Origin of the sequence: Aedoeadaptatus ivorii, from assembly GCF_030815095.1 — a bacterium.
Taxonomy (GTDB): Bacteria; Bacillota; Clostridia; order Tissierellales; family Peptoniphilaceae; genus Aedoeadaptatus; species Aedoeadaptatus ivorii.
The window spans coordinates 130,532-150,498 of the sequence record NZ_JAUSWF010000001.1 but is presented as its reverse complement, the minus strand read 5'-3'; the positions used below and the strand labels follow the sequence as shown (position 1 = coordinate 150,498).

The following is a 19,967-nucleotide window of genomic DNA, read 5'->3' as shown; positions in this document are numbered from 1 at the left end:
TGTCACCTTTTAGAAATCTCATTGCAATCCAAGGGAACGATCTGTAGATTTTGAACGGATATGTCGAAAAATCGCCGAATATCTCCGGCCACCGCGCAGAGAATCAAGCGGATAATGCCGTCGTGGCTTACGTACAAATGGCCTTCTTCTGCCGCTTGCAAAAACGCTTCGGCGCGCACCATTGCGTCTTTTAGGCTCTCTCCCCTCGGCGGTGCATTGGAGAAAGGGTCGTCGATCCAGGGGTCGAGGGCGGCGCCGTATTGGTCATAGGCATCGGAAAAACGGCGCCCTTCCAATACGCCCATAGAGACCTCCCGGAGCAACGGCTCTTCGTCGATCCTCGCGATCGTATCGGGCTTTACGATCGCGGCGGTCTGCATTGCGCGCAGATACGGACTCGCTGCGATGCCCACAGGATCGATCTGCGCGACGGCGGCCTTTGCCTCGGAAAATGCCGCCGGTTCGAACAAAAGCGGTTCTTCGGCAGAACCGTAGTATTTTTCGAGATTGGCGCGGGTGCGCCCGTGGCGCATCAGATAGATGGTCTTCGTCATCGCATAAGACCGTAGACGAGGACTAGGCCACACTCGCAGACTTCCATCAGCGCGCCGTAGACGTCGCCGGTGAGTCCCCCGATCTTTTTTCGGCTCCAACGGGAAATCGCACAGGCGATGGCGATGCCGATCAGGGGAAAGTACAGGAATCGTACGCCTTCGGTCGCGATCAAGAGAGCCGCCAATAGCGTCCACTGCACAAAATATACGCCTCGATTTGCATGCCGGCGAAAGAAATGGCCCAACTCTTTGGGACGCGCCGCCGGAAACCACACCATGCCCGTCAACATCCCCATGCGCGCCACCGCGGCGATCAGACCCAAGATGTGAGGCGTAAACAATACCCCGGAAAGGGCGGCGTACTTTCCGCCGAGGAGCAAGACCAAGGCGACGGCGCCGAAGCTGCCGATATGGGCGTCTTTCATAATCTTTCGGGTCGACTCGGGATCCCGATTCGCCAAAAATCCGTCCGCCGTATCCATAAGCCCTTCCAGATGCATGCCGCCCGAGAGGGCCACCCAGGCGAGGAGCGCCAGAAAGGCGGCGATCTGCGGATTTTTGTAATAGAACGCTTGTTGCATCAAGCCCACCAGCGCGCCGATTCCGTAGGAAATCCAAGGGAACCAGAACAGACTCCGACCCGCCGATTGTGCCGTAAAGGGCACTTCGACGGGAATCGGTATGCGCGTCAGAAACTGTATGGCGAGGATCAGTCCGCGCATTTGATCGCAACCGCAATCCCCGATACGAGCCAGTATACGGCGTCGCTTTGTTTCGCGATCCATTGATTTACCCTCCCCTGACAATCCCTGAAGGCACGGGAAACGGGATCCATTGGTACGATACCCATTCCCACCTCATTGCTCACACAGTACAGATCGGTCCCCGCCGCCCGCGCGGCATCAATCCACCCTTCGAGTCGGGCGATCACGCGGCGCGTCGTCTCCATTTCCACGTCTCCTTCGTCGACCTCCTGCGAGACGAGATAGAGTTCGCGGGAGAGCAAGAGCGTCACGCAGTCCAGTAGGACGGCGTCGTAGTTTCGGATTTCAGCGGGATCGGGAAGCGACTCCGCCGTATCCCAGTTCTCGGGGCGCCGCTTTCTGTGTTCTTCCACCCGCCTGCGCATCTCCTCGTCGGTGATCTCTGCGGTGGCGATATACAATACCCGGTCGTAGGCGCGGCATTTCTCTTCGGCAAAGCGACTTTTTCCGCTCCGCGCGCCGCCGGTCACCAGCGCGATCACGGCGTATCCTTTCGAAGGCTCACCAATACCGCCGGGTCGATCTGATTGGCTTCGAAGGACCCCATAGACTCCATACAGGCGATGGCGGATTCCAAAAGCGAGAAAAAGAGCGGACAGCCGCTCCCCTCGCCCAGGCGCATATGCAGATCGAGGGGCGGCGTAATATCCAGGACGCGGTAGAGCACCGATGCGGCGAGCTCCGCGCTCCTATGCGACGGAAAGATATAGCCCTTCGCCAAAGGCGCCATTTGGATCGCGAGATAGGCGGCGACCCCCGAAATCAGGCCGTCGCAGACGACAGGCACGCGGTGGTAGGCGCCGGCGAGAAAGACGCCCGCGAGTGCCGCGATGTCCAACCCGCCGGATTTGGCGAGGATGTCGATCGCATCTTCGCACCCGTCGAGACGCGCCTTCGCCCGGCACACCGCCCGCACTTTTTTCTGCCACTGCGCGTCGGTAATCCCCGCGCCGTAGCCGACACACGCCTCGGGTGCCTCGCCGCTTAAAATATATAAGAGTGCCGACGCGGTAGTAGTGTTTCCGATCCCCAACTCGCCGGTACCGAGGATGTCGGCCCCGTCCTCGATCTCCGCCTCGGCATAGCGGATGCCGACGCCAATCGCCTGCACCGCTTCTTCTCTCGTCATGGCGTCTTCTGTGGCGATATTGCCGGTCCCCGCGCGCACCGACGCGTCGCAAATACCGGCCTCGCGCTCGATACCTTTTTCCATACCCACGTCGATCACGACGACCTTCGCCCCGTTGTGCTTCGCCAAGGCGCAGACGCCGGTTTCTCCGCGCGCCATGGCATTGGCCAATAGCTGCGTAAAGACCGGCGGCGAGGAGCTCACGTCTTCTTTTACCACCCCGTTGTCGGCACACATCACGAGGATCGATTTTTTTCGAATGCGGGGGATCTTCCGCCGCTGTATGCCCGCCAGTCGAATGGAATATTCTTCCAACGCGCCCAAAGAACCCATCGGATGGGTACGGCTGTCCCAGTGTGCGCGGCCGCTGTTTTCAAAATCGACATCCGTTTCGGATATGCCTTGTATGTATTTATCGAGTTCCACCGTCTCGCCTCCTCGCGATCTCTTCGCGTAATTTTTCGTTGATATAGTCGTAGCCCTTCGGCACGTGGGGAATCGTACACCCCGAGCAGTCCTTCACGCCGTTTGTGTAGACGAATCGGCCACCGCAGTCTTCGCCCATTAAATACAGCGGGCAATAACAAAACAAACAGTTAAACGGTCCTTCAAGCCTATGGCAGGGAAAATATTGACAGTCTGTATTGGTAAAGAATCGATACGAATTATCCACGCCTATCCCCCTCTGCAATCTTTAGCATCTCTTCAAAATCGTATCCGCTTTCCGCTTCGGTCTCGATCACCAAAGTCCGCATGCCGCAATCCGCAGCCGCACGCATTTTATCGCAAAATCCCGAGCCCTCGCCGCTGTTTTTTGTCACCAGATACGCGGGGCGATAGTGGCGAAACAAAGCGACGTTCATCTCGTAGTCAAAGGGCCCCAACATCGCGACGATATCCGCCGTTTCGACGCCGCAGGCCTTGAGTTTATGCAGGCTTTCTTCCGACGGGATAATGCGATAGACGAATCGATTTTCTCCGCGCACCGCCTGAAAGCGCGCCGCCTCGTTGGAGCCGGTGGTAAAAAAAACCGTTCCCGTCATTTCCTTTAGCGCCCGGGCACAGTCCGCATAGGACGAAAAGCGCATATCGCCGAATCCGTCCACGCGGGGCCGCACATAGCGATAGTACGAAATCCCCGCCGCCGCTGCCGCCCGTTTCGCCGTGTGGGTGGCCACTTTGGCAAAAGGATGGGTGAAATCCAGCACCGCCTCGATCTGCGCATCGGCAATGAACCGGCACATATCCGCTTCGGAAAGCCGGCCCACGCGCACATCAATGTCCGCGGGCAAAAACTCCGTCCCTTCCTCCGTCGCGACGGTGACGACGAGATCGCGGTTTTTGGTCTTGCGCACAAATCGCGAGGCATCGGCGGTGCCGCCCAGGATCCAGACCTTCATAGATCATACCCCCGCGGTGTGATCATCTTTCCGCCCTCAATATACGTACGACTGTTTCCAACAATCACTATGGTGTTCATATCCACCGATTCGATATCCACCGCATCCATCGTACTGATGTGAATTTCTTCGCCCTCTCGCCAGGCGTTTTTGACCACCGCCACCGGGCGATCCGGGCCGTAACCTTCTTCTTTCATAATCGAAAAGGCGTGTGACAAATAGCCCGCGCGCCCCTTGGAGCGTGGATTGTATAGGCTGATCACAAAATCCGCGGCCGCGGCATAGCGAATCCGCTTTTCGATCACGGAAAGAGGCGTCATCAAATCCGACAGACTGATCGTCGCCGTATCGTGCATCAGCGGCGCGCCGACCCGAGACGCCGCGGCAAAATTTGCGCTGACGCCCGGTATGATTTCGACCTCGATATCCGTATCCGCGGCGATCTCGAGAATGGGGCCCGCCATGCCATATAGCCCCGCATCGCCGGTGGAGACGATGGCGGTGGTGCGGCCGGAAGACGCCGATTCCACCGCCATTTTACAGCGCTCGATCTCCGACTTCATGCCGGTGGAGAGCAAGGTCTTGTTCTCGATCAAGTGGCGAATATAGCCCAGATACGGCGTATATCCCACCACCACCTCGCTCTCCTCGAGCGCCTGTCGCATGCGGTCGGTAAATAGCGCCGATCCGCCGGGGCCAATGCCGATTACATAGAGTTTTTTCACTTTTCCTCCCTCGTTACGGAAAGGGTAAAGCCTCTTTCCGCGATCTTTTCTGCCAACAATTCACTGCCACCCATTAGTGCGGCGGAGCAAGACACATTGCCGACGCCGACGGTTCTTTTTACGAAGTCGCTTTCGCTACATCGACACGCATTTTGCGAAAGTTGCGCGGCGCTATACCCATACAAAGAAACGCCCAATTCTTCGCACACGGCGACGATGGACGGCTCCTTTCGCTTTATATCTATAGTATGCACGGCGCGAATCGCCCGCCGATCCAAACCGAGCACGTCTAAAGTATTTTCTAATAGCCGCATCAAATCCGCCTCCGTCGTTCTCTTTTTGGAACCCACGCCGAGATGCACGCAACGCGGCACGAGTTTCAGAGCATGTTCCGGGGAAAGATCGCGTTCGGAGACCACCACACCCCCGGGCCGGTCCGCCTCCTCGGGCGTTCTAACGCGGATCAAATGCGGATACTGCGGCCCCGCATCTCGCTCGGAATACCAATATATCGCCTCCCCCGCCACCATGCGCGCCGCGATCCATCGCATGGCCGCCATATCGTCGATCACGTACCCTCGCTTTTGGGCAAAGAGATCCGGCGCTTCGTAGCCGAGCACATCCGATGCGGTGGTGAGCACCGCCTCCGCGCTCAATCGCTCCGCCAGCTCCTTTGCCAGGGCGTTGGCGCCGCCCAAATGCCCGCTTAGAATCGGAATGACGTAGCGTCCCGCCGGATCGATGACGACGACGGCGGGATCGGTACGCTTATCGGCAAGCCACGGCGCGATATAGCGAACGGCAATCCCCGCCGCGCCGATAAACACCAGCGCCTCCGCCGCCCGAAACAGCGCGCCGAAACTGTTCCGATCGGGGCTATTGCCGAACGCCTTTCCGTAGGGCGCGAAATCGGCGAGATGTTTTTTCGCCAGTTGCGCCGCGCCCGGCGAAAAACAGAGGACCGCCTTCACCGCTTGGCCTTTCTGTATTCGGTGGAAAAACCGGGATCGTAGAGCTTGCTATTCTCATACCGGTCGCCCAAGAAATCGCCGACGAGGATCAGCGCATGCTTTCGAATGCCGGCGCCTTCCATATCCTTTGCGATCGTCCCGACCGTCGAGCAAACGACCCGCTCGTCCTCCCAGCTCGCCCGATATACGACGGCGAGGGGAGTTTCGGCCGCGTAGGACTGCGCCAATTCCCGCGCTACATTTTCAATCTGTCCGGCGGAAAGAAAAATCGCCATCGACGCCTTATGTGCCGCCAGCGCCTCTATGGATTCTCCTTCGGGCACGGGGGTGCGGCCGGCGCGGCGGGTGAGGATCACGGTCTGGCTTACGCCCGGGAGCGTGTATTCCCGCTTCAGGACGGCGGCCGCCGCCGAAAACGAGCTCACGCCGGGAATCACCTCGTAGGGGATATTTGCTTCCGCGAGAGGATCCATCTGTTCGCGAATGGCCCCGTACACCGAGGGGTCGCCGGTGTGAAGGCGCACTACGGATTTGCCCGCCCGGTGGCGAGAGACCATACACGCCAACACCTCGTCCAAATCCATGTAAGCGCTGTTTAAGATCTCTGCGTCGGATTTGGCGTAGGCGAGATGCCCCTCGTGTACGAGGCTTCCGGCATAGATAATCACATCCGCCGATTCGATGCGTTGTCGTCCCTTGATCGTAATCAAATCCGGATCTCCGGGTCCGGCCCCCACAAATGAAATCATGGTTTTTGTCCTTTCACCATAAATACGCCGTTTTCGGCGCGCAGCATGCCGAATCGGTCCTCCCGGGATACGGCGATATACCGAAACGTCCACAGATAGCCGCGTGCTTTCAGAAACTCCCGAAAACGCACCGCATTCGCGGGCGTCACGAAATTGCCGCACACGATGCCGCCGCTCGTTAAATGCCCGTGGCAGTATCCCAGGATATCGTCCAAACGTCCCTTGCTCCCGCCGATGAAAATGCGGTCGTATGCCGTTTCGGAGAGCACATCCGGCGCCTTCCCCGCCAGAATGTCGATGGACACGTCGAAGGCCTTCGCGTTTTCTACGATCAGGCCCAGTGCCTCCGGGTGGCATTCGCAGGCATCTACCGTACAGCCGGAGGCCGCCGCAGCCACCGATATGGAACCGGTGCCCGCGCCGATGTCCAAAAATCGCTGCCCCGGCACGAGTTCGAGGGCCGCTACGGTAAGTATGCGCACTTCCGCCTTGGTCATGGGCACCGCCCCCCGCATAAAGTTATCGTCGTCCGTCCACTTCAATTTCAATCACCGCCAATGCCAAATCCGCATCCACCGCCATCGCATCGCCGATCGATGCGCGCACAATGCGCTCATCGGGATACGAGGCTCGGCTGATCGCCGTCATCTTTCCCCGCACGCCGCGCGCATAGAGTTCGAAGGAAAGCCGCTCTGCGCTGTATTTACGGTCCAAAAGGATCGCCACCGGTCCCGACCCCGCGACGGCATCGAGGTCTGCGTCTCTACCGTGAAACGACATAAAGCGCGCCCCTTCCCACGGAATCTGTAACTTAGAGAAGGCGTACTGCACGCTGCTGATGCCCGGAAGAATCCGGTCTGTGCGAATGCCGCGTGCCTGTAGGGTCTTGGCAAAGCCGAAAAACAGCGCATCGCCACTTACGAGCACGGCTACATCCGTATCCCCAGCCTCTCGAATGCGCGCCAGCATCTCGTCCACACTCGCCACTGCCTCCACATCCCTACGCAGGGCGCGAATTGATTCCGCCACCCGGGGAAAGGCAAGCAGGCTAGGCGCGCGGCGAATTTCTTCCGCTGCCTCTAAGGTCAGATACCGAATGTCGCCGGGACCGGCACCGATCATCGTAAGCATTTATGCCTCCATTGTGTAAATCTTCGCCGATACGGCGATTGCATCGTCTTGCAGAAACCGTGGCACCCGCGCTTCGATTCCCGCCTCCATGTGTTGCAAAATATCGCCATTGCCCGCCTTTCGGCAGATGGCATAAGCGCCGTCCGCCGTGGTTTCCGCTTCCACCGCCGCAAACAGGCGCGTATTCGCCCCCATCTTCGCGAGATAATAGACGAAGGCCTCCATACGGCAGTCGCTCACCGTCGAATGGGTGTTCCATATGCCCAAGGAGAGCTTGGATAGCTTGCCCACATGGCCGAGGATTTGGATCGCGCGAAATCCGTAGTCTCGCGCCAAAACCAGCGCGTCGCCGAAATAATTCGACACCTGCACCGCCGGCAGGTCGGGAAAATGCGTAGCGGCGTATTGCACGCCGTAATTTCCGGGGGTGAGAAGCACCGCACGTGCGCCCTCTTCGGAAAGCGCCCGTAATTCCATGTCGACGGTGGCGACATAGGCCTCCTTGCTCATGGGCCGTACGATCCCCGTGGTGCCGAGGATCGAGAGACCGCCCGTTATGCCGAGTTTGGGATTGAACGTCTTTTTTGCCACTTCCTCGCCCCGGGGGATGTCGATCTGCAGGGAAATGCCGTCTTTTCGGTTGTCTTCCAAGAGCCGTAGGATCTCCCCTTTGGGCACGGGATTGATCGCTAGTTCTCCCACCGCACCGAACAGGCCCGGCTTGGTAAGGGTGCCGACCCCCGTTCCCTTTCGAATGCGTACCTCCCCGCTGTTATCGCGCCGTATGGTACACAGAATCTCGATGCCGTCGGTGACATCCGGATCGTCTCCGGCGTCTTTGATCACCGAATAGGTGGCACTCGCCCTATCGCGCGTCACCTCTTTTACCGGGATCTCTATGCGCATGCCCGCCGGTACGTCGATGGCGATACGGTGTTGGGCGCGGTCTTCGTCTATGGCGCGGATTGCCGCCGCGGCCGCCGCCACCACGCAGCTTCCGGTGGTATAGCCAGGCCGCATATGTTTTCCGTCGACGATGACGTCTTTCATCGATACCCCATTTCGTAGAGGAGGCCGTTGATCACAGACGCCGCCACATTGGAGCCGCCCTTGGTGCCTTCTGTGCGCAAATGCGGCACGTCGTACGCTGCTATCGCCGCTTTGGATTCGGCCGCTCCCACAAAGCCGACCACGGTGGCGACCACAAAGTTCGGCGCGATCCGCTTCGCGTCGATACATTCGAGCAGGCGAAAAAGTGCCGTCGGCGCATTGCCGAACACAAAAGCCGTCGCACCACACTCGATCGCCTTTTCCAGAGCGACAATGCTGCGGGTGGTGCCCCGCGCCTCGGCTTCTTCCGCCACTTCCGCCTCGGCGATGGGGGTAATCAACGTGCAGCCGCTTTTCGCCAGCGCCTTTTTGTTGATGCCGCTTCTTACCATATTCGTATCGGTATAGATCTTCGCGCCGGATGCGATGGCCTCTTTTGCCGCCGAAAAAAAATCGCTCCGTATGCGGATAATCTTACGATACTCCGGATCTCCCGTCGTGTGGATCATGCGCCGCACCAGGGGCAATTCCTCCGCCGAAAAATTCACGTCGCGCAAATAGCTGTCGATGATATCCATGGAGCGATTTTCGATCGCCATGGGTTTTTTTTCATACATCCGCCACACTCCTTTCAAATTCGCACCAAACCGCCATAAACCGCGTATTCTCCTCCGCCGTACGGACGGCAATCCGCATATAGCGATCGGCGAGCACACCCCCCGCCGGGTAAATGCGGAGCAATATGTGCCGCTCGAGAAAAAATTGAAAACAACGCTTCGCAACCGGTGCTTGGAGGCGAATCAAGAGAAAATTGGCTTCGGAAGGGTACGCCTCGGCAATCTTCGATTTTTGAAAACAGGTCGCCAATCTTTCGCGCTCTCTCTGCACATACGCCCGCGTCCGCTCCCCATATGCGTCCAGCGACTTGAGCCACAGCCCCGCTTCCTCTGCGAGCACATTGACCGTCCAGGGGAGCTGCCGCGCGAGATAGCGCTTTCGAATGCCCGCGGGCAGTATACCGTAGCCCAGGCGAATACCGGGTAAGGCGAAAAACTTCGTCGCCGCGCGCACGGTAATCAATCGGTCCTTTTCGTCGTAAAAGGAGCATTCCTCAGAGGGAGGCCGCACAAATTCCATAAAAGTCTCGTCGAGTAAGAGGTGGCCCCCTTTTTCTACGACCGCGCGGTATATCGCCTCCCGCTCCGAATCCGATAGCGTGTATCCGGTGGGATTGTTGGGATCGGTCAGGATCGTCAGCGCATTTTCGGGCATCTTCTCGATAAATTCCGGTACACAAAGTCGAAAGGGCGGCGCCATTTCGAAGGTATATACGGCGATGCCGCGGCTTTTGGCAATCCGCGCGTATTCGTTAAAACACGGCGTCGCCAGATATATCCTCGGAAACAGGGCGATAGAGCCCGCGATAATCTCCATCGCGCCGTTTCCCGCCACCACCGCCTCGGGCGCACAGTGTAAGTATTCCGAAAGCGCGCGCCGTAAGCGGCGATAGGTGAAATCCGGATAGCGATCCGCCGCCGAAAGCGCGCGATGCATCGCCGCCTCTAGGCGCGGATCGATCCCCAGGGGATTGATATTGGCGCTGAAATCCGTCAGAAGCTCCGGATGTCCGCGCCCATATGTTTCGATATTTCCGCCGTGTTCCATGGTCTCTTCCTCCCGAGAATTAGACTCATATAGCAGCGACGTTCGGGGAGCTTTTCCGCATCCCCCGTCGCCTTCCAGCCCTTTGCCTCGATATTTTCCATATAGAGGGGAGCGTACCCTTCACGCCGCAGTCGCTCGAAGACGGACGCGGGATCGGTTGTCTTTAGTACCGCGACGGCGTCCGCCGTAAGGGGCGCATCGGGCAGATGATCGGTCAGTATAAAGGACTCGCCCGTTTCCACCAAAGACGCCGCCATCCCGTGGATTCCCGCCAAGAAGGCCGGGATTCCCGGGACCGATTCCACCGCCATATCGGCCATATCCGCGGCGGCCATGCCGTTAAAGAAGGTGGAGTAGACGGCGGCATCGCCCAATGTTAAAAACAGCGACGTCTCCCCGTCCTTTGTCTCCTCCAAAATGCGGTCCATCGCCGCCCGATACCGCGCTTCCATCGCCTCGCCCATGGGAAATTCCAAAAAGACCACCTTCTCGTCGTCGACAAATTCTCGCACGACTTCATAGGCGCGCGACTTGCCGCGGTTTTCGGGGATATAGATGTGATCCGCCTTTTGGAGCAGGCGAAGCGCTCGCAGCGTCAAGAGATCGGGCGCGCCGGGTCCGACGCCCACGCCGATGATCCGCTTCATCGCGCGCCCGCCTTGTCTTCCATCAACGCGCGGCACTTTTTCAAGAACATCTCCCGCACAAAGGCGTCGCACCCCAAGCCTCGCTCTCTATAAGAAACCCTATACCCCTTCCCTTCCAAAAAGGTCTTGTAGGAATCGTCGTCGCCAAAAATATCGTTCTTGGCGTGATCCCCCGCCACCAAAAGGAGGGGCACCAAGTGAACCGAATCGGCGCCGCTGCTTTTCAGCCACTGTAAGGCGTGCGCGCGGCCCAATTCGCCTTCCACCGTGGCGACGCCGTGCATACCGCCGGCCTCCGCCATGCATTCGTGGAGCCGCCGGTAGATCGCATCGGCCTCGTGCTCGCTTCCGTGCCCGATAAAGAGGGTCGGCGTCGTATAACTCTTTGTCGCATATTCCGCAAACGCGTACAGATCCGCTTCCCTGGAAAACAGCGCCTCGCCCACGAGGATCTCATCATGAATTCGCGTCAACTTTTCGTATTCCACCCCTTCGATCAAGTGCAGGGGTTGTATGCGAATCTCGTCCTCCGAAAAACCTTCTTTCCGGAGGCGCGCCGCCGCTTCCCGTTCGTTGTCGACCTTGCGACCGGTCTGCTTTTCGATGGCGCGAATCACCATGCGAGACGTAAACGCGGCGCGAACCGCCGCGTCGGGATGCGCGTCCCGAAGGGCGTCTATCACCGGGTTCAAATCCAATTCTTCCGCATCCCTATGGGTAGTGCCAAAGGATGCGATCAGCAGTGCTTGCTTCATATTCCCCTCACGATCCAATATAAAACATGGCCTATCAACATAAACAATAGACTCGAGCGCCACAGAAGTCCTACGGCGTTTACGATGTCATCTGTCGTCGGCGTTCTCACGGCTTCTCCGATATAGGGCTTTTCGACGTACTCGCCGAAATAATAGTGCCCGCCGCCCAGGCGGATCCCCAAAATACCCGCCGCCGCGCTTTCGGGATAGCCGGCATTGGGACTCAAATGGTTGCGGCCGTAGCGCTTTGCGCTCTTAAAGGCGCGTACCATGGCAAAACCCGATCCGGTGGAAATCGCCATCACGGCTACGGTTAGGCGCGCCGGAATCCAGTTCAGAATATCGTCGAGCTTCGCCGCCCCGTAGCCCGCGTCGCGGTACGTTTCGTTCCTATAGCCCACCATGGAATCCAGGGTGTTCGCCATCTTATAGGCCACAGCCCCCGCCGGGCCGAACAAAAACGCATAGAGCAGCGGGGCGATCACGCCGTCCGAGGTGTTCTCCGACACCGTCTCCACGACGGCACAGATCACTTCTTCGCGCTTGAGGGCGGCGGTTTCGCGCCCTACGATGCGAGAAAGCTGCCGGCGCGCCGCCTCGAGGGATTCCTCGAGGGCGCGATGCACCGCCATCGCCTCCTCGGCGAGATTCTTTGCCGCCAAAGAGGTATACAGCAAGTAGACGGATAGGATGCCGTCGAGCGGTGCCGGCAGAAGCAGCAGGAGAACTTGTACCAAAAAGAAAGCGCCGAAAACGGATCCAAACGCGGCGACGATCCCCGCCGCCCGCTGTCGATCCTGTGGCAATGCCGTGATTTTTTTGTATACAAATTCAATCCATCGGCCCATCCCCCGCACCGGGTGCACCATGCCTTCCGGATCGCCAAATACTATATCTAGTAGAAAAGCAATGAGAATATACATAAACTATCCTTTCACTGGTATAGTGTACCATGCTCCCCCATCGCTTACAATCCATTCGACCTTCTTTTGCCCTCTATTGCATAAAATTCCAAAAAAGAGATATAATATATAGATGAATATTAAAGGAGGTTTCCATGGAAACGAAAAAGTTTAAACGGATTCTCGTCGCCAACCGCGGCGAGATCGCCATACGCATTTTCCGCGCATGTCGAGAACTGGGCATCCGTTCGGTTGCTATATATTCCGAAGAGGACAGTCTTTCGTTGTTCCGCACCAAGGCCGACGAATCCTATTTGATCGGCAAGGACAAAAACCCGGTCGATGCATACTTGGATATCGACGAGATTATCCAACTGGCGCAGAATAAGGGCGTGGACGCCATCCACCCGGGCTACGGCTTTTTGGCGGAGAATCCGGATTTTGCACAAAAATGTGAGGAGGCGGGCATCACCTTTATCGGCCCGAGCCCCGACACCATGCGCAAACTCGGCGACAAGATCTCGTCAAAGATCATCGCCAGAGAAGCCGGGGTACAGACCATTCCCGGCGTCGAAGAACCGATCCGCACCGACCAAGAGGCGCTGGAATTTGCCGCACAGGCGGGATACCCCGTTATGATCAAGGCGGCGGCCGGCGGCGGCGGTCGCGGCATGCGCGTCGTCCGCAGCGAAGAAGAACTGTTGGACCAGTTCCACTCGGCAAAGAGCGAGGCGAAAAAGGCCTTCGGAAACGACTCCATGTTTATCGAAAAATACCTCGATCGCCCGAAGCACATCGAGGTACAGGTCCTCGGCGACCTCTACGGCAATGTCGTACATTTGTTTGAGCGCGACTGCTCCATTCAGCGCCGACACCAAAAGGTCATCGAATTTACCCCGGCGTTTTCCGTGCCCGACGATCTGCGGCAAAAAATCTGCGACGACGCCTTAAAGATTACCAAGACATTGGGCTATCGTTCCGCGGGTACGGTGGAATTTTTGGTCGACAGCGCGGGCAATCACTATTTTATCGAGGTCAATCCCCGCATTCAGGTCGAGCACACCGTCACCGAAATGGTCACCGGCATCGACATCATTCAGGCGCAGATCCAGATCGCCCAGGGCCATGCCCTCGCCGATCCCGAGATCGACATCCCCTCCCAGGATTCGGTAGAACTGCGCGGCTATTCGATTCAATGTCGCGTCACCACCGAAGACCCGCTCAACAACTTCGCCCCGGATACCGGTCAGATTTCCCTCTACCGCTCCTCCTCCGGCTTCGGCGTGCGTCTCGACGGGGGCAACGGCTTCCAGGGCGCGATTATCAGCCCCTACTACGATTCCCTGTTGGTAAAGGTCATCACCCAAGGCAGAACCTGGAACGACGCCGTCAACAAATCCATCCGCTCCCTGCGCGAACTGCGCGTCTCGGGCGTAAAGACCAATATCGGCTTTTTGCTGAACGTACTCAACTCCGAAGAATTCCGAAACGGCAGCTGCGACACCGGCTTTATCGCCGAACATCCCGAGCTGTTTAATATCAACACCTCTACGGATAAGGAAATGCGGTTGATGGAATACATCGGCAATATCGTCGTCAACGACAAGACCACCGCAAACACTTCTTTCGACGTGCCCGTGGTGCCGGAATTCGAAGAGACCGACTACCGCGGCTCCAAGCAGATCTTCGACGAATTGGGCGCCGACAAATTCTCCCAATGGATTTTGGATCAAAAGCGTCTGCTCTTGACCGACACCACCATGCGCGATGCCCATCAATCCTTAATGGCGACGCGCGTGCGCACCATCGACCTCTTAAAGATCGCCAAGGCGATGAACTACAATATGCGCGATCTGTTCAGTATGGAAATGTGGGGCGGTGCCACCTTCGACGTCGCCTACCGCTTCCTCCACGAAGACCCCTGGGAGCGGCTCGATCTGTTGCGCGAAGCCATGCCCAATCTGCTGATGCAGATGTTGGTGCGGGGCAACAACACCGTCGGGTACAAAAACTATCCCGACAATGTGGTGAAAAAGTTTATCAAGGAATCCGCCGAATTCGGCATCGACGTCTTCCGCATCTTCGACTCCCTCAACTGGATCGAAGGCATGCGCCTCGCCATCGAAGAGACCATCGCAAACGGAAAAATCGCCGAGGGCACCATGTGCTATACCGGCGATATATTAGATGAAAGCCGGGACAAATACAGCCTCCAATACTATGTCAATTTGGCGAAGGAACTGGAAAAAACCGGCTGCCACATTATCGGCATTAAGGACATGAGCGGCCTATTAAAGCCCTACGCGGCACAAAAACTCGTTCGCGCGCTGAAAAATGAAGTGGCCGTCCCCATTCACCTCCACACCCACGACACCACCGGAAACGGCGTAGCCACCATCCTCATGGCGGCGGAATCCGGAGTCGACATCGCCGATACCGCCATCGATTCCATGAGCGGGCTCACCTCGCAGCCGGCACTCAACTCGGTGGTCGCGGCACTGGAAAACACCTCCCGTAAGACCGGCAGCGACCTCGAAAAAGTCGACCGGATCTCCAATTATTGGTCGGCGGTGCGCCCGGTCTATGCCAACTTCGAATCGGATCTGAAGAGCGGCACCACCGAGATCTACAAATACGAGATCCCCGGCGGTCAGTACTCGAATCTCAAGCCGCAGGTGGAAAGCTTCGGCTTGGGCCACAAATTCCGCGAAGTCAAGGAAATGTATAAAGCCGTCAACGAAATGGTCGGCGACATTATCAAGGTCACCCCGTCCTCGAAGATGGTCGGCGATATGTCGATCTTTATGGTCCAAAACGGACTCACGCCGCAAAATATCTACGAAAAAGGCGCGAGCATGGACTATCCCGACTCGGTCGTCACCTACTTTAAGGGTATGATGGGACAACCCTACGGCGGCTTCCCCGAACGCCTGCAAAAAATCGTGCTCAAAGACGAAAAGCCCATCACCGTCCGCCCCGGTCTCCTCTTAGAGGACGAAGACTACGAAGCGGATCGTGAGTACTTGCGCACGATTATGCATCGAGAACCCGAAGAGAGAGACCTTACCAGCTACTCGCTGTACCCGAAGGTATTTGAAGAATTTGCCAAGAACTACGCCAAATACGACGAACTCTGGCGCATGGGCAGCGACGTGTTCTTCCACGGCTTAAAAGAAGGTGAAACCGCCGAAATCGCCGTCAGCGAAGGACAGACCATGATCGTCACCCTCGTAGAAATTGGCAAGCTCAAAGAGGACGGCACCCGTACCCTCACCTTCGAGATCAACGGCTCCCGCCGCAGCATCAATATTGAAGACCATACCCGTCCCATGCCCACCACCGGCGGCAGCGGCACCATAATGGCCGACGAAAACAATCCCCTCGAGGTCGGCGCCTCTATTCCCGGCACCGTCGTCAAGGTAAATGTAGCCATCGGCGAAACCGTAAAAGAATCGCAGCCCCTGATGGTACTCGAAGCCATGAAGATGGAAACCAACGTCATCGCCCCCCAATCCGGCGTCGTAGAAAACATCTACGTCGCGGCCGGCGATGCCGTAGAAAGCGGTCAACTCTTGATTGAACTGGCGGAACAATAAGAACAGAATATTAAAGACACAAAAATAGCGGCCATAGAAGCCGCTATTTTTTATGCCCTAATTTCAAAGGCAGAGTTTTTCTTTTTGTTGCCCTCCTCTTTTACTACCTATATGTTCGGGGGTCTTGTTCGGGCTTTATGCCTTGTTTTCAGATTGGAAGTAGAAGCTGCTTCCTTCGCCGAGCTTGGACTTTACGCCGTAGGCGAAGCCGTGGAGTTCCAGTATATTCTTGCAGATGGAAAGGCCCAGGCCGGTGCCCACGACTTGTCGTTCGTGATGGTCTCTGCCGCGGTAGTACCGTTCCCAGATCGCATCGATGTCCTCGGGGGCAATGCCCTTTCCGTAGTCGCGCACCACATAGCTGACGCGCTCGCCGTCGTCGACGATATAGATGTCGATTCGCTTTTTGTCTTTCGAATAGTTGATACCGTTGGATATAAAATTATAGATCACTTGGCGGATCTTGCTCCGGTCGGCTTCTATAGTGGCATCGCCGTGGACGGCGAAGACGTACCCTTTGTCTTTCAGATGGCGGAATCGCTCCAGTACCTCCTCGGTCAAATTCCTGAGGTCCAAGGGTTCGATGACGAGTTCGCTTAGGCCCGACTCTACTCTGGAAAGATCCAAAAGATCGTTGACGAAGTCAGTGAGATAGTCCGCTTCTTCCAAAATCGTCTGGATGTGCTTTTCCCGCAGTGCTTTGTCGTCGCCGGAAATATCTCGAATCATCTCGCCGTATGATTTGATGACCGTGAGCGGCGTCTTAAAGTCGTGGCTCACATTGGCGATAAGGTCTTTGCGCATCTCGAGCGCCCCGGTCAATTCGCCGGTGGCGTAGTTCAACGTGTTCGCTAGGTCGTTGATTTCGGTGTAGGCCTGCGGCCGAAACTTGACGTCGTAGTTCCCCTGGCCCAAGGCGCGCGCGGTCTTCGCCATATCCGAAAGGGGCTTTGCCAGCCGCGCACTGAGATAAAACGAAAGCCCGAAGGCGACGATCATAGAAATAATGCTGACGATGATCAGCTGGTTTTTTAGGATGTCCACCGTCGACTCCACCGGGTCCACATTGGTCGCCGCGGCGAGGAAAAACTTATCCCCCGCCTCCTCGCCCAAATACGAGACATAGAGAATCGAGGACGATTCCTCGCCCTGATACTCTTTGACATAGGTCTTTTCGGACACATTGTTTCGCAAGAGCGGCATAAAGTAGGTGAAAAAGTCCTCGCTGCTGATCATCGGCTGGTAGATATAGTCCAAGGGATTCAGCGGAAAGACGAGGCCGCCTTCTTCGTTATAGACTTGGAGGCTCAGGTTTTTTTCGAAGCTGTATTTTAACAGCGTCTCCTCAAAATTGTCCTTGCCGAATGCCGCGGTGACGATGCGCCCCACCTTTTCGGTATCGCGAATCTTCATGGATTCGTAAAAGGAATTGATCAGGACTATCTGCAAAAGCCATAAAAGCACCAATATAAAGACGGCCATACCGGAAAAGTACAGCCAAAACTTTACGCGTATGCTCTTGTCGTCCGGATAGCCTCGTCTTTTCACTCGATCCCGCTTTCCCCGACAAATTTATAGCCCACGCCGCGGACGGTAACGATGTAGTTTCTGTACGGCCCCAAGCTGTTGCGCAACATTTTAATGTGGGTATCCACCGTGCGGTCGTCGCCGTAAAAATCGTATCCCCATACCTTATTCAACAGCTTTTCTCTGCTCAAGGCTATGTTCTCGTTTTGGGCGATAAACACCAATAGGTCGAATTCCTTTGGGGTCATCTCCACCGCCTCTTCGTCGACATAGACTTCTCTGCCGTCCAAGTCGATGGAAACCCCTTGGAAGTCCAGGGTGTGATTTTGTGAAATATTGTTGTTTCTCTTTACGATGACCTGGAGCCGCGCCATCAGCTCCTTGGGCGAAAACGGCTTTACGACGTAATCGTCGATGCCGATCTCAAACCCGTAGAGCTTGTCGTACTCTTCGCCCCTGGCGCTGAGCATGAGGACGGGAATGTCCTTCTCTTTTCTGATTTCTTTATAGGCGCTAAAGCCGTCGAGTCTGGGCATCATAATGTCCATGACGATCACGTCGAAGTCCTCGTTTTGACAGATCTCCACCGCTTCCAGACCGTCGGCGGCTTCGACCACCTCATGTCCGTCAAATTCCGCGTAGGTTCGAATGACCTCGCGGATTTTTTCTTCGTCGTCCACTACCAAAATTTTAAACATAGGCATCCTCCACTCCCATTATACTATAATCTCTTCGTGAAATTATTGTGTAGAGGAAAGACCGTTTCTGGGAAATTTCAATACAAAGACGGTGCCGTGATGGATCTGCGAGTTCAATTCGATGCTGCCTTTCAGGCTCTCGACATTGTGTTTGACGATGGCGAGACCCAGACCTGTCGATTTCTTATTGTAAGACCGAGATTTGTCGACCATATAAAAACGTTCAAAAATTCGCTTTTGGTGGTCGTAAGAGATGCCGATCCCCGTATCTTGGATCACGATCTTAAACATTTCCGGATCGGAACCATCCAGGTCGATATTGATTTCGCCCCCCTGCACATTGTAGGATGTGGCGTTATCGACGAGATTGGTGATTAATTCCTTCATCAGTTCCGGATGGGTATAGAGCTTGCTGTCCATATCGGCACGCAGCTGGACGCGCAGTTCCTTCTCTTCGAAATCCGGCTGGTAAGAACGCAGCACTTCCCGCACCAAGAGTTCGAGATTGGTCACCCGATACTCTTCGATTCGGTTCTTCTCTTCCAAGCGGGACATGGAAATGACCGCGTCGATGAGTTCAAAGAGTTTTTGCGACTCGTCGAGAATTATATCGAGGAAGCGGTTCACATCCGCCTCTGCCACGGCGCCGGTGCGCAATAGCTCCGCGTAGCCGCGAATCGAGGTCAAGGGCGTCTTGAGTTCGTGGGTGACATTGGAGGTAAATTCGCGCCGACTCCGCTCCGCGAGGGTTTGCTGGGTTTCGTCGATCATCAAGAGCATCATGCCGTAAAACTCGCCCTTTTCGTTAAAGACGGGGTCGAAGAAAAATTTGATGATCGTACCGTCCAGCTCGATCTTTCGGATCTCGTCCTTGGCGCGGTCGAAGGCGTGGGTAAAGGCGCGGTAAAATTCCATCGCCCGGCAGAGATATAATAGGTCCTTGCCCTTGTAATTGATGTGGATCGAAGCGTTCAAGAGCTTGATCGCCGACTCGTTGATAGAGATGATTTTCCGGTCCTTTCCGACGAGGATGACCCCCTCCATCATATTGTCGACCATGTCGTTTAAGCCGGTCAGACGCGAATTCAGCTGATCCAAGTGCTCGCGCAGTTCGCCGGCTTCTTTTGCGAGCGTCGGCTCGTATTCCTTGACGAGCGCCTTCAGCTCCATCTTATAATCCGGATCCTGCACGTATTTTTTGGAATTTTGCAAAAAGTAGCGCGTCTCTTCCTGGTGTTGCTCGACGAAGTGATTCAGCACCACATACAACAAAAACGCACCGACCAAACCGGCGAGCACGGTATAGGAAAAGTGATGTAAGGCAGTGGAGACCATGGATTCCGCTCGAAATACGCCGATAAACATAGAGCCGTCATCGTAATTTCGGGCTTCAACGTATTCGTTGTTCAAAAAACCGGATTTATACAGGCCCTTCGCGTCCTTCGGTTCCAATAACTGCGGGTTCTCTTTGACGTACTGCAAGGCCTTTTCCGCCTTCGACCGAAAACTGCTGCTATACAAGATTTCTTCGGAGGGGCTGACATATATATTCAGAATATCGCGATCGTGTTTTTCTCGACGTTTCAAGATGCCGATTCTCTCGTCGGAAGAGTGTACGGCTTCCAAAGAATCGGCTAGAAACTCCACCCCTTCTTCTCTAAAACGTATCCCTCGATTGTTACTCTCGAGGGATACAGAAATTTG

General features: G+C 56.2%; 21 protein-coding genes. 1 reads left to right on the top strand and 20 read right to left on the bottom strand.

What is annotated here, in order from left to right; translation table 11 throughout:
* Positions 1–2 precede the first annotated feature (2 nt).
* Genes QO008_RS00760 through cbiB form a run of 17 tightly spaced genes read right to left on the bottom strand, consistent with a single transcriptional unit; the run spans position 3 to position 12,463 of the window.
* Positions 3–554 carry a histidine phosphatase family protein gene (locus QO008_RS00760; protein WP_307383412.1) on the bottom strand — a complete coding sequence of 184 codons (552 nt, stop codon included), beginning with the start codon at positions 552–554 and terminating at the stop codon, positions 3–5.
* Positions 551–1,339 carry an adenosylcobinamide-GDP ribazoletransferase gene (gene cobS / locus QO008_RS00755; protein ID WP_307383409.1) on the bottom strand — a complete coding sequence of 263 codons (789 nt, stop codon included), beginning with the start codon at positions 1,337–1,339 and terminating at the stop codon, positions 551–553. Before cobS ends, QO008_RS00760 begins: the two co-directional genes overlap by 4 nt.
* Complete coding sequence (gene cobU / locus QO008_RS00750) at positions 1,264–1,800, bottom strand: bifunctional adenosylcobinamide kinase/adenosylcobinamide-phosphate guanylyltransferase (RefSeq protein ID WP_126465252.1); 537 nt, start codon at positions 1,798–1,800, stop codon at positions 1,264–1,266. Before cobU ends, cobS begins: the two co-directional genes overlap by 76 nt.
* A complete protein-coding gene (gene cobT, locus QO008_RS00745; protein ID WP_307383405.1) occupies positions 1,797–2,873 on the bottom strand; it encodes a nicotinate-nucleotide--dimethylbenzimidazole phosphoribosyltransferase in 1,077 nt (358 codons plus the stop codon). Before cobT ends, cobU begins: the two co-directional genes overlap by 4 nt.
* Complete coding sequence (locus QO008_RS00740) at positions 2,860–3,120, bottom strand: cysteine-rich small domain-containing protein (protein ID WP_307383402.1); 261 nt, start codon at positions 3,118–3,120, stop codon at positions 2,860–2,862. Before QO008_RS00740 ends, cobT begins: the two co-directional genes overlap by 14 nt.
* Complete coding sequence (gene cobK, locus QO008_RS00735; protein WP_307383399.1) at positions 3,113–3,847, bottom strand: precorrin-6A reductase; 735 nt, start codon at positions 3,845–3,847, stop codon at positions 3,113–3,115. Before cobK ends, QO008_RS00740 begins: the two co-directional genes overlap by 8 nt.
* Positions 3,844–4,572: a precorrin-3B C(17)-methyltransferase gene (gene cobJ / locus QO008_RS00730; protein WP_307383396.1), complete on the bottom strand. Its 729-nt coding sequence runs from the start codon at positions 4,570–4,572 to the stop codon at positions 3,844–3,846. Before cobJ ends, cobK begins: the two co-directional genes overlap by 4 nt.
* On the bottom strand, positions 4,569–5,543 hold the full coding sequence (locus QO008_RS00725; RefSeq protein WP_307383393.1) for a cobalt-precorrin 5A hydrolase: 975 nt from the start codon (positions 5,541–5,543) through the stop codon (positions 4,569–4,571). The genes cobJ and QO008_RS00725 overlap by 4 nt, the downstream gene beginning before the upstream one ends.
* The gene (gene cobM, locus QO008_RS00720) at positions 5,540–6,292 is read right to left on the bottom strand and encodes a precorrin-4 C(11)-methyltransferase (RefSeq protein WP_307383390.1); all 753 of its coding nucleotides are present in this window, start codon (positions 6,290–6,292) and stop codon (positions 5,540–5,542) included. The genes QO008_RS00725 and cobM overlap by 4 nt, the downstream gene beginning before the upstream one ends.
* Positions 6,289–6,834, bottom strand: a complete 546-nt coding sequence (gene cbiT, locus QO008_RS00715; RefSeq protein ID WP_126465240.1) for a precorrin-6Y C5,15-methyltransferase (decarboxylating) subunit CbiT — start codon at positions 6,832–6,834, stop codon at positions 6,289–6,291. Before cbiT ends, cobM begins: the two co-directional genes overlap by 4 nt.
* Positions 6,812–7,423: a precorrin-6y C5,15-methyltransferase (decarboxylating) subunit CbiE gene (gene cbiE, locus QO008_RS00710; RefSeq protein WP_307383386.1), complete on the bottom strand. Its 612-nt coding sequence runs from the start codon at positions 7,421–7,423 to the stop codon at positions 6,812–6,814. Before cbiE ends, cbiT begins: the two co-directional genes overlap by 23 nt.
* Positions 7,424–8,473, bottom strand: a complete 1,050-nt coding sequence (gene cbiD, locus QO008_RS00705; protein ID WP_307383383.1) for a cobalt-precorrin-5B (C(1))-methyltransferase CbiD — start codon at positions 8,471–8,473, stop codon at positions 7,424–7,426.
* Positions 8,470–9,090 (bottom strand): precorrin-8X methylmutase, encoded by a 621-nt coding sequence (locus tag QO008_RS00700; RefSeq protein ID WP_307383381.1) that lies wholly within the window; start codon positions 9,088–9,090, stop codon positions 8,470–8,472. Before QO008_RS00700 ends, cbiD begins: the two co-directional genes overlap by 4 nt.
* Positions 9,083–10,138 carry a pyridoxal phosphate-dependent aminotransferase gene (locus tag QO008_RS00695; RefSeq protein WP_307383379.1) on the bottom strand — a complete coding sequence of 352 codons (1,056 nt, stop codon included), beginning with the start codon at positions 10,136–10,138 and terminating at the stop codon, positions 9,083–9,085. Before QO008_RS00695 ends, QO008_RS00700 begins: the two co-directional genes overlap by 8 nt.
* Positions 10,084–10,785: an SAM-dependent methyltransferase gene (locus QO008_RS00690; RefSeq protein ID WP_307383377.1), complete on the bottom strand. Its 702-nt coding sequence runs from the start codon at positions 10,783–10,785 to the stop codon at positions 10,084–10,086. Before QO008_RS00690 ends, QO008_RS00695 begins: the two co-directional genes overlap by 55 nt.
* Positions 10,782–11,540: a sirohydrochlorin cobaltochelatase gene (locus tag QO008_RS00685; protein WP_126465228.1), complete on the bottom strand. Its 759-nt coding sequence runs from the start codon at positions 11,538–11,540 to the stop codon at positions 10,782–10,784. Before QO008_RS00685 ends, QO008_RS00690 begins: the two co-directional genes overlap by 4 nt.
* Entirely contained in the window at positions 11,537–12,463 is a 927-nt protein-coding gene (gene cbiB, locus QO008_RS00680) for an adenosylcobinamide-phosphate synthase CbiB (RefSeq protein WP_307383372.1), read from the bottom strand. Before cbiB ends, QO008_RS00685 begins: the two co-directional genes overlap by 4 nt.
* A 134-nt stretch (positions 12,464–12,597) precedes the next feature.
* Between cbiB and QO008_RS00675 the strand changes: the two genes are divergently transcribed.
* Positions 12,598–16,038 (top strand): pyruvate carboxylase, encoded by a 3,441-nt coding sequence (locus tag QO008_RS00675; RefSeq protein ID WP_307383370.1) that lies wholly within the window; start codon positions 12,598–12,600, stop codon positions 16,036–16,038.
* A gap of 135 nt (positions 16,039–16,173) precedes the next feature.
* Here QO008_RS00675 and QO008_RS00670 read toward each other — a convergent pair whose 3' ends face one another.
* Genes QO008_RS00670 through QO008_RS00660 form a run of 3 tightly spaced genes read right to left on the bottom strand, consistent with a single transcriptional unit; the run spans position 16,174 to position 19,910 of the window.
* Positions 16,174–17,586 carry a HAMP domain-containing sensor histidine kinase gene (locus QO008_RS00670; RefSeq protein WP_232006504.1) on the bottom strand — a complete coding sequence of 471 codons (1,413 nt, stop codon included), beginning with the start codon at positions 17,584–17,586 and terminating at the stop codon, positions 16,174–16,176.
* Positions 17,583–18,263, bottom strand: coding sequence for a response regulator transcription factor (locus tag QO008_RS00665; protein ID WP_126465222.1), 681 nt, complete (start codon positions 18,261–18,263; stop codon positions 17,583–17,585). Before QO008_RS00665 ends, QO008_RS00670 begins: the two co-directional genes overlap by 4 nt.
* A gap of 42 nt (positions 18,264–18,305) precedes the next feature.
* Entirely contained in the window at positions 18,306–19,910 is a 1,605-nt protein-coding gene (locus QO008_RS00660; RefSeq protein WP_307383365.1) for a PAS domain-containing sensor histidine kinase, read from the bottom strand.
* Between the last annotated feature and the right edge of the window lie 57 nt (positions 19,911–19,967).

Excerpts from the sequence above, each read along its gene's own strand:
- QO008_RS00760 (WP_307383412.1), bottom strand. The coding sequence starts at position 554 with ATGACGAAGACCATCTATCTGATGCGCCACGGGCGCACCCGCGCCAAT.
- cobS (WP_307383409.1), bottom strand. The coding sequence starts at position 1,339 with ATGGATCGCGAAACAAAGCGACGCCGTATACTGGCTCGTATCGGGGAT.
- cobK (WP_307383399.1), bottom strand. The coding sequence starts at position 3,847 with ATGAAGGTCTGGATCCTGGGCGGCACCGCCGATGCCTCGCGATTTGTG.
- cobM (WP_307383390.1), bottom strand. The coding sequence starts at position 6,292 with ATGATTTCATTTGTGGGGGCCGGACCCGGAGATCCGGATTTGATTACG.
- cbiE (WP_307383386.1), bottom strand. The coding sequence starts at position 7,423 with ATGCTTACGATGATCGGTGCCGGTCCCGGCGACATTCGGTATCTGACC.
- cbiD (WP_307383383.1), bottom strand. The coding sequence starts at position 8,473 with ATGAAAGACGTCATCGTCGACGGAAAACATATGCGGCCTGGCTATACC.
- QO008_RS00700 (WP_307383381.1), bottom strand. The coding sequence starts at position 9,090 with ATGTATGAAAAAAAACCCATGGCGATCGAAAATCGCTCCATGGATATC.
- QO008_RS00695 (WP_307383379.1), bottom strand. The coding sequence starts at position 10,138 with ATGGAACACGGCGGAAATATCGAAACATATGGGCGCGGACATCCGGAG.
- QO008_RS00690 (WP_307383377.1), bottom strand. The coding sequence starts at position 10,785 with ATGAAGCGGATCATCGGCGTGGGCGTCGGACCCGGCGCGCCCGATCTC.
- QO008_RS00685 (WP_126465228.1), bottom strand. The coding sequence starts at position 11,540 with ATGAAGCAAGCACTGCTGATCGCATCCTTTGGCACTACCCATAGGGAT.
- cbiB (WP_307383372.1), bottom strand. The coding sequence starts at position 12,463 with ATGTATATTCTCATTGCTTTTCTACTAGATATAGTATTTGGCGATCCG.
- QO008_RS00675 (WP_307383370.1), top strand. The coding sequence starts at position 12,598 with ATGGAAACGAAAAAGTTTAAACGGATTCTCGTCGCCAACCGCGGCGAG.
- QO008_RS00665 (WP_126465222.1), bottom strand. The coding sequence starts at position 18,263 with ATGTTTAAAATTTTGGTAGTGGACGACGAAGAAAAAATCCGCGAGGTC.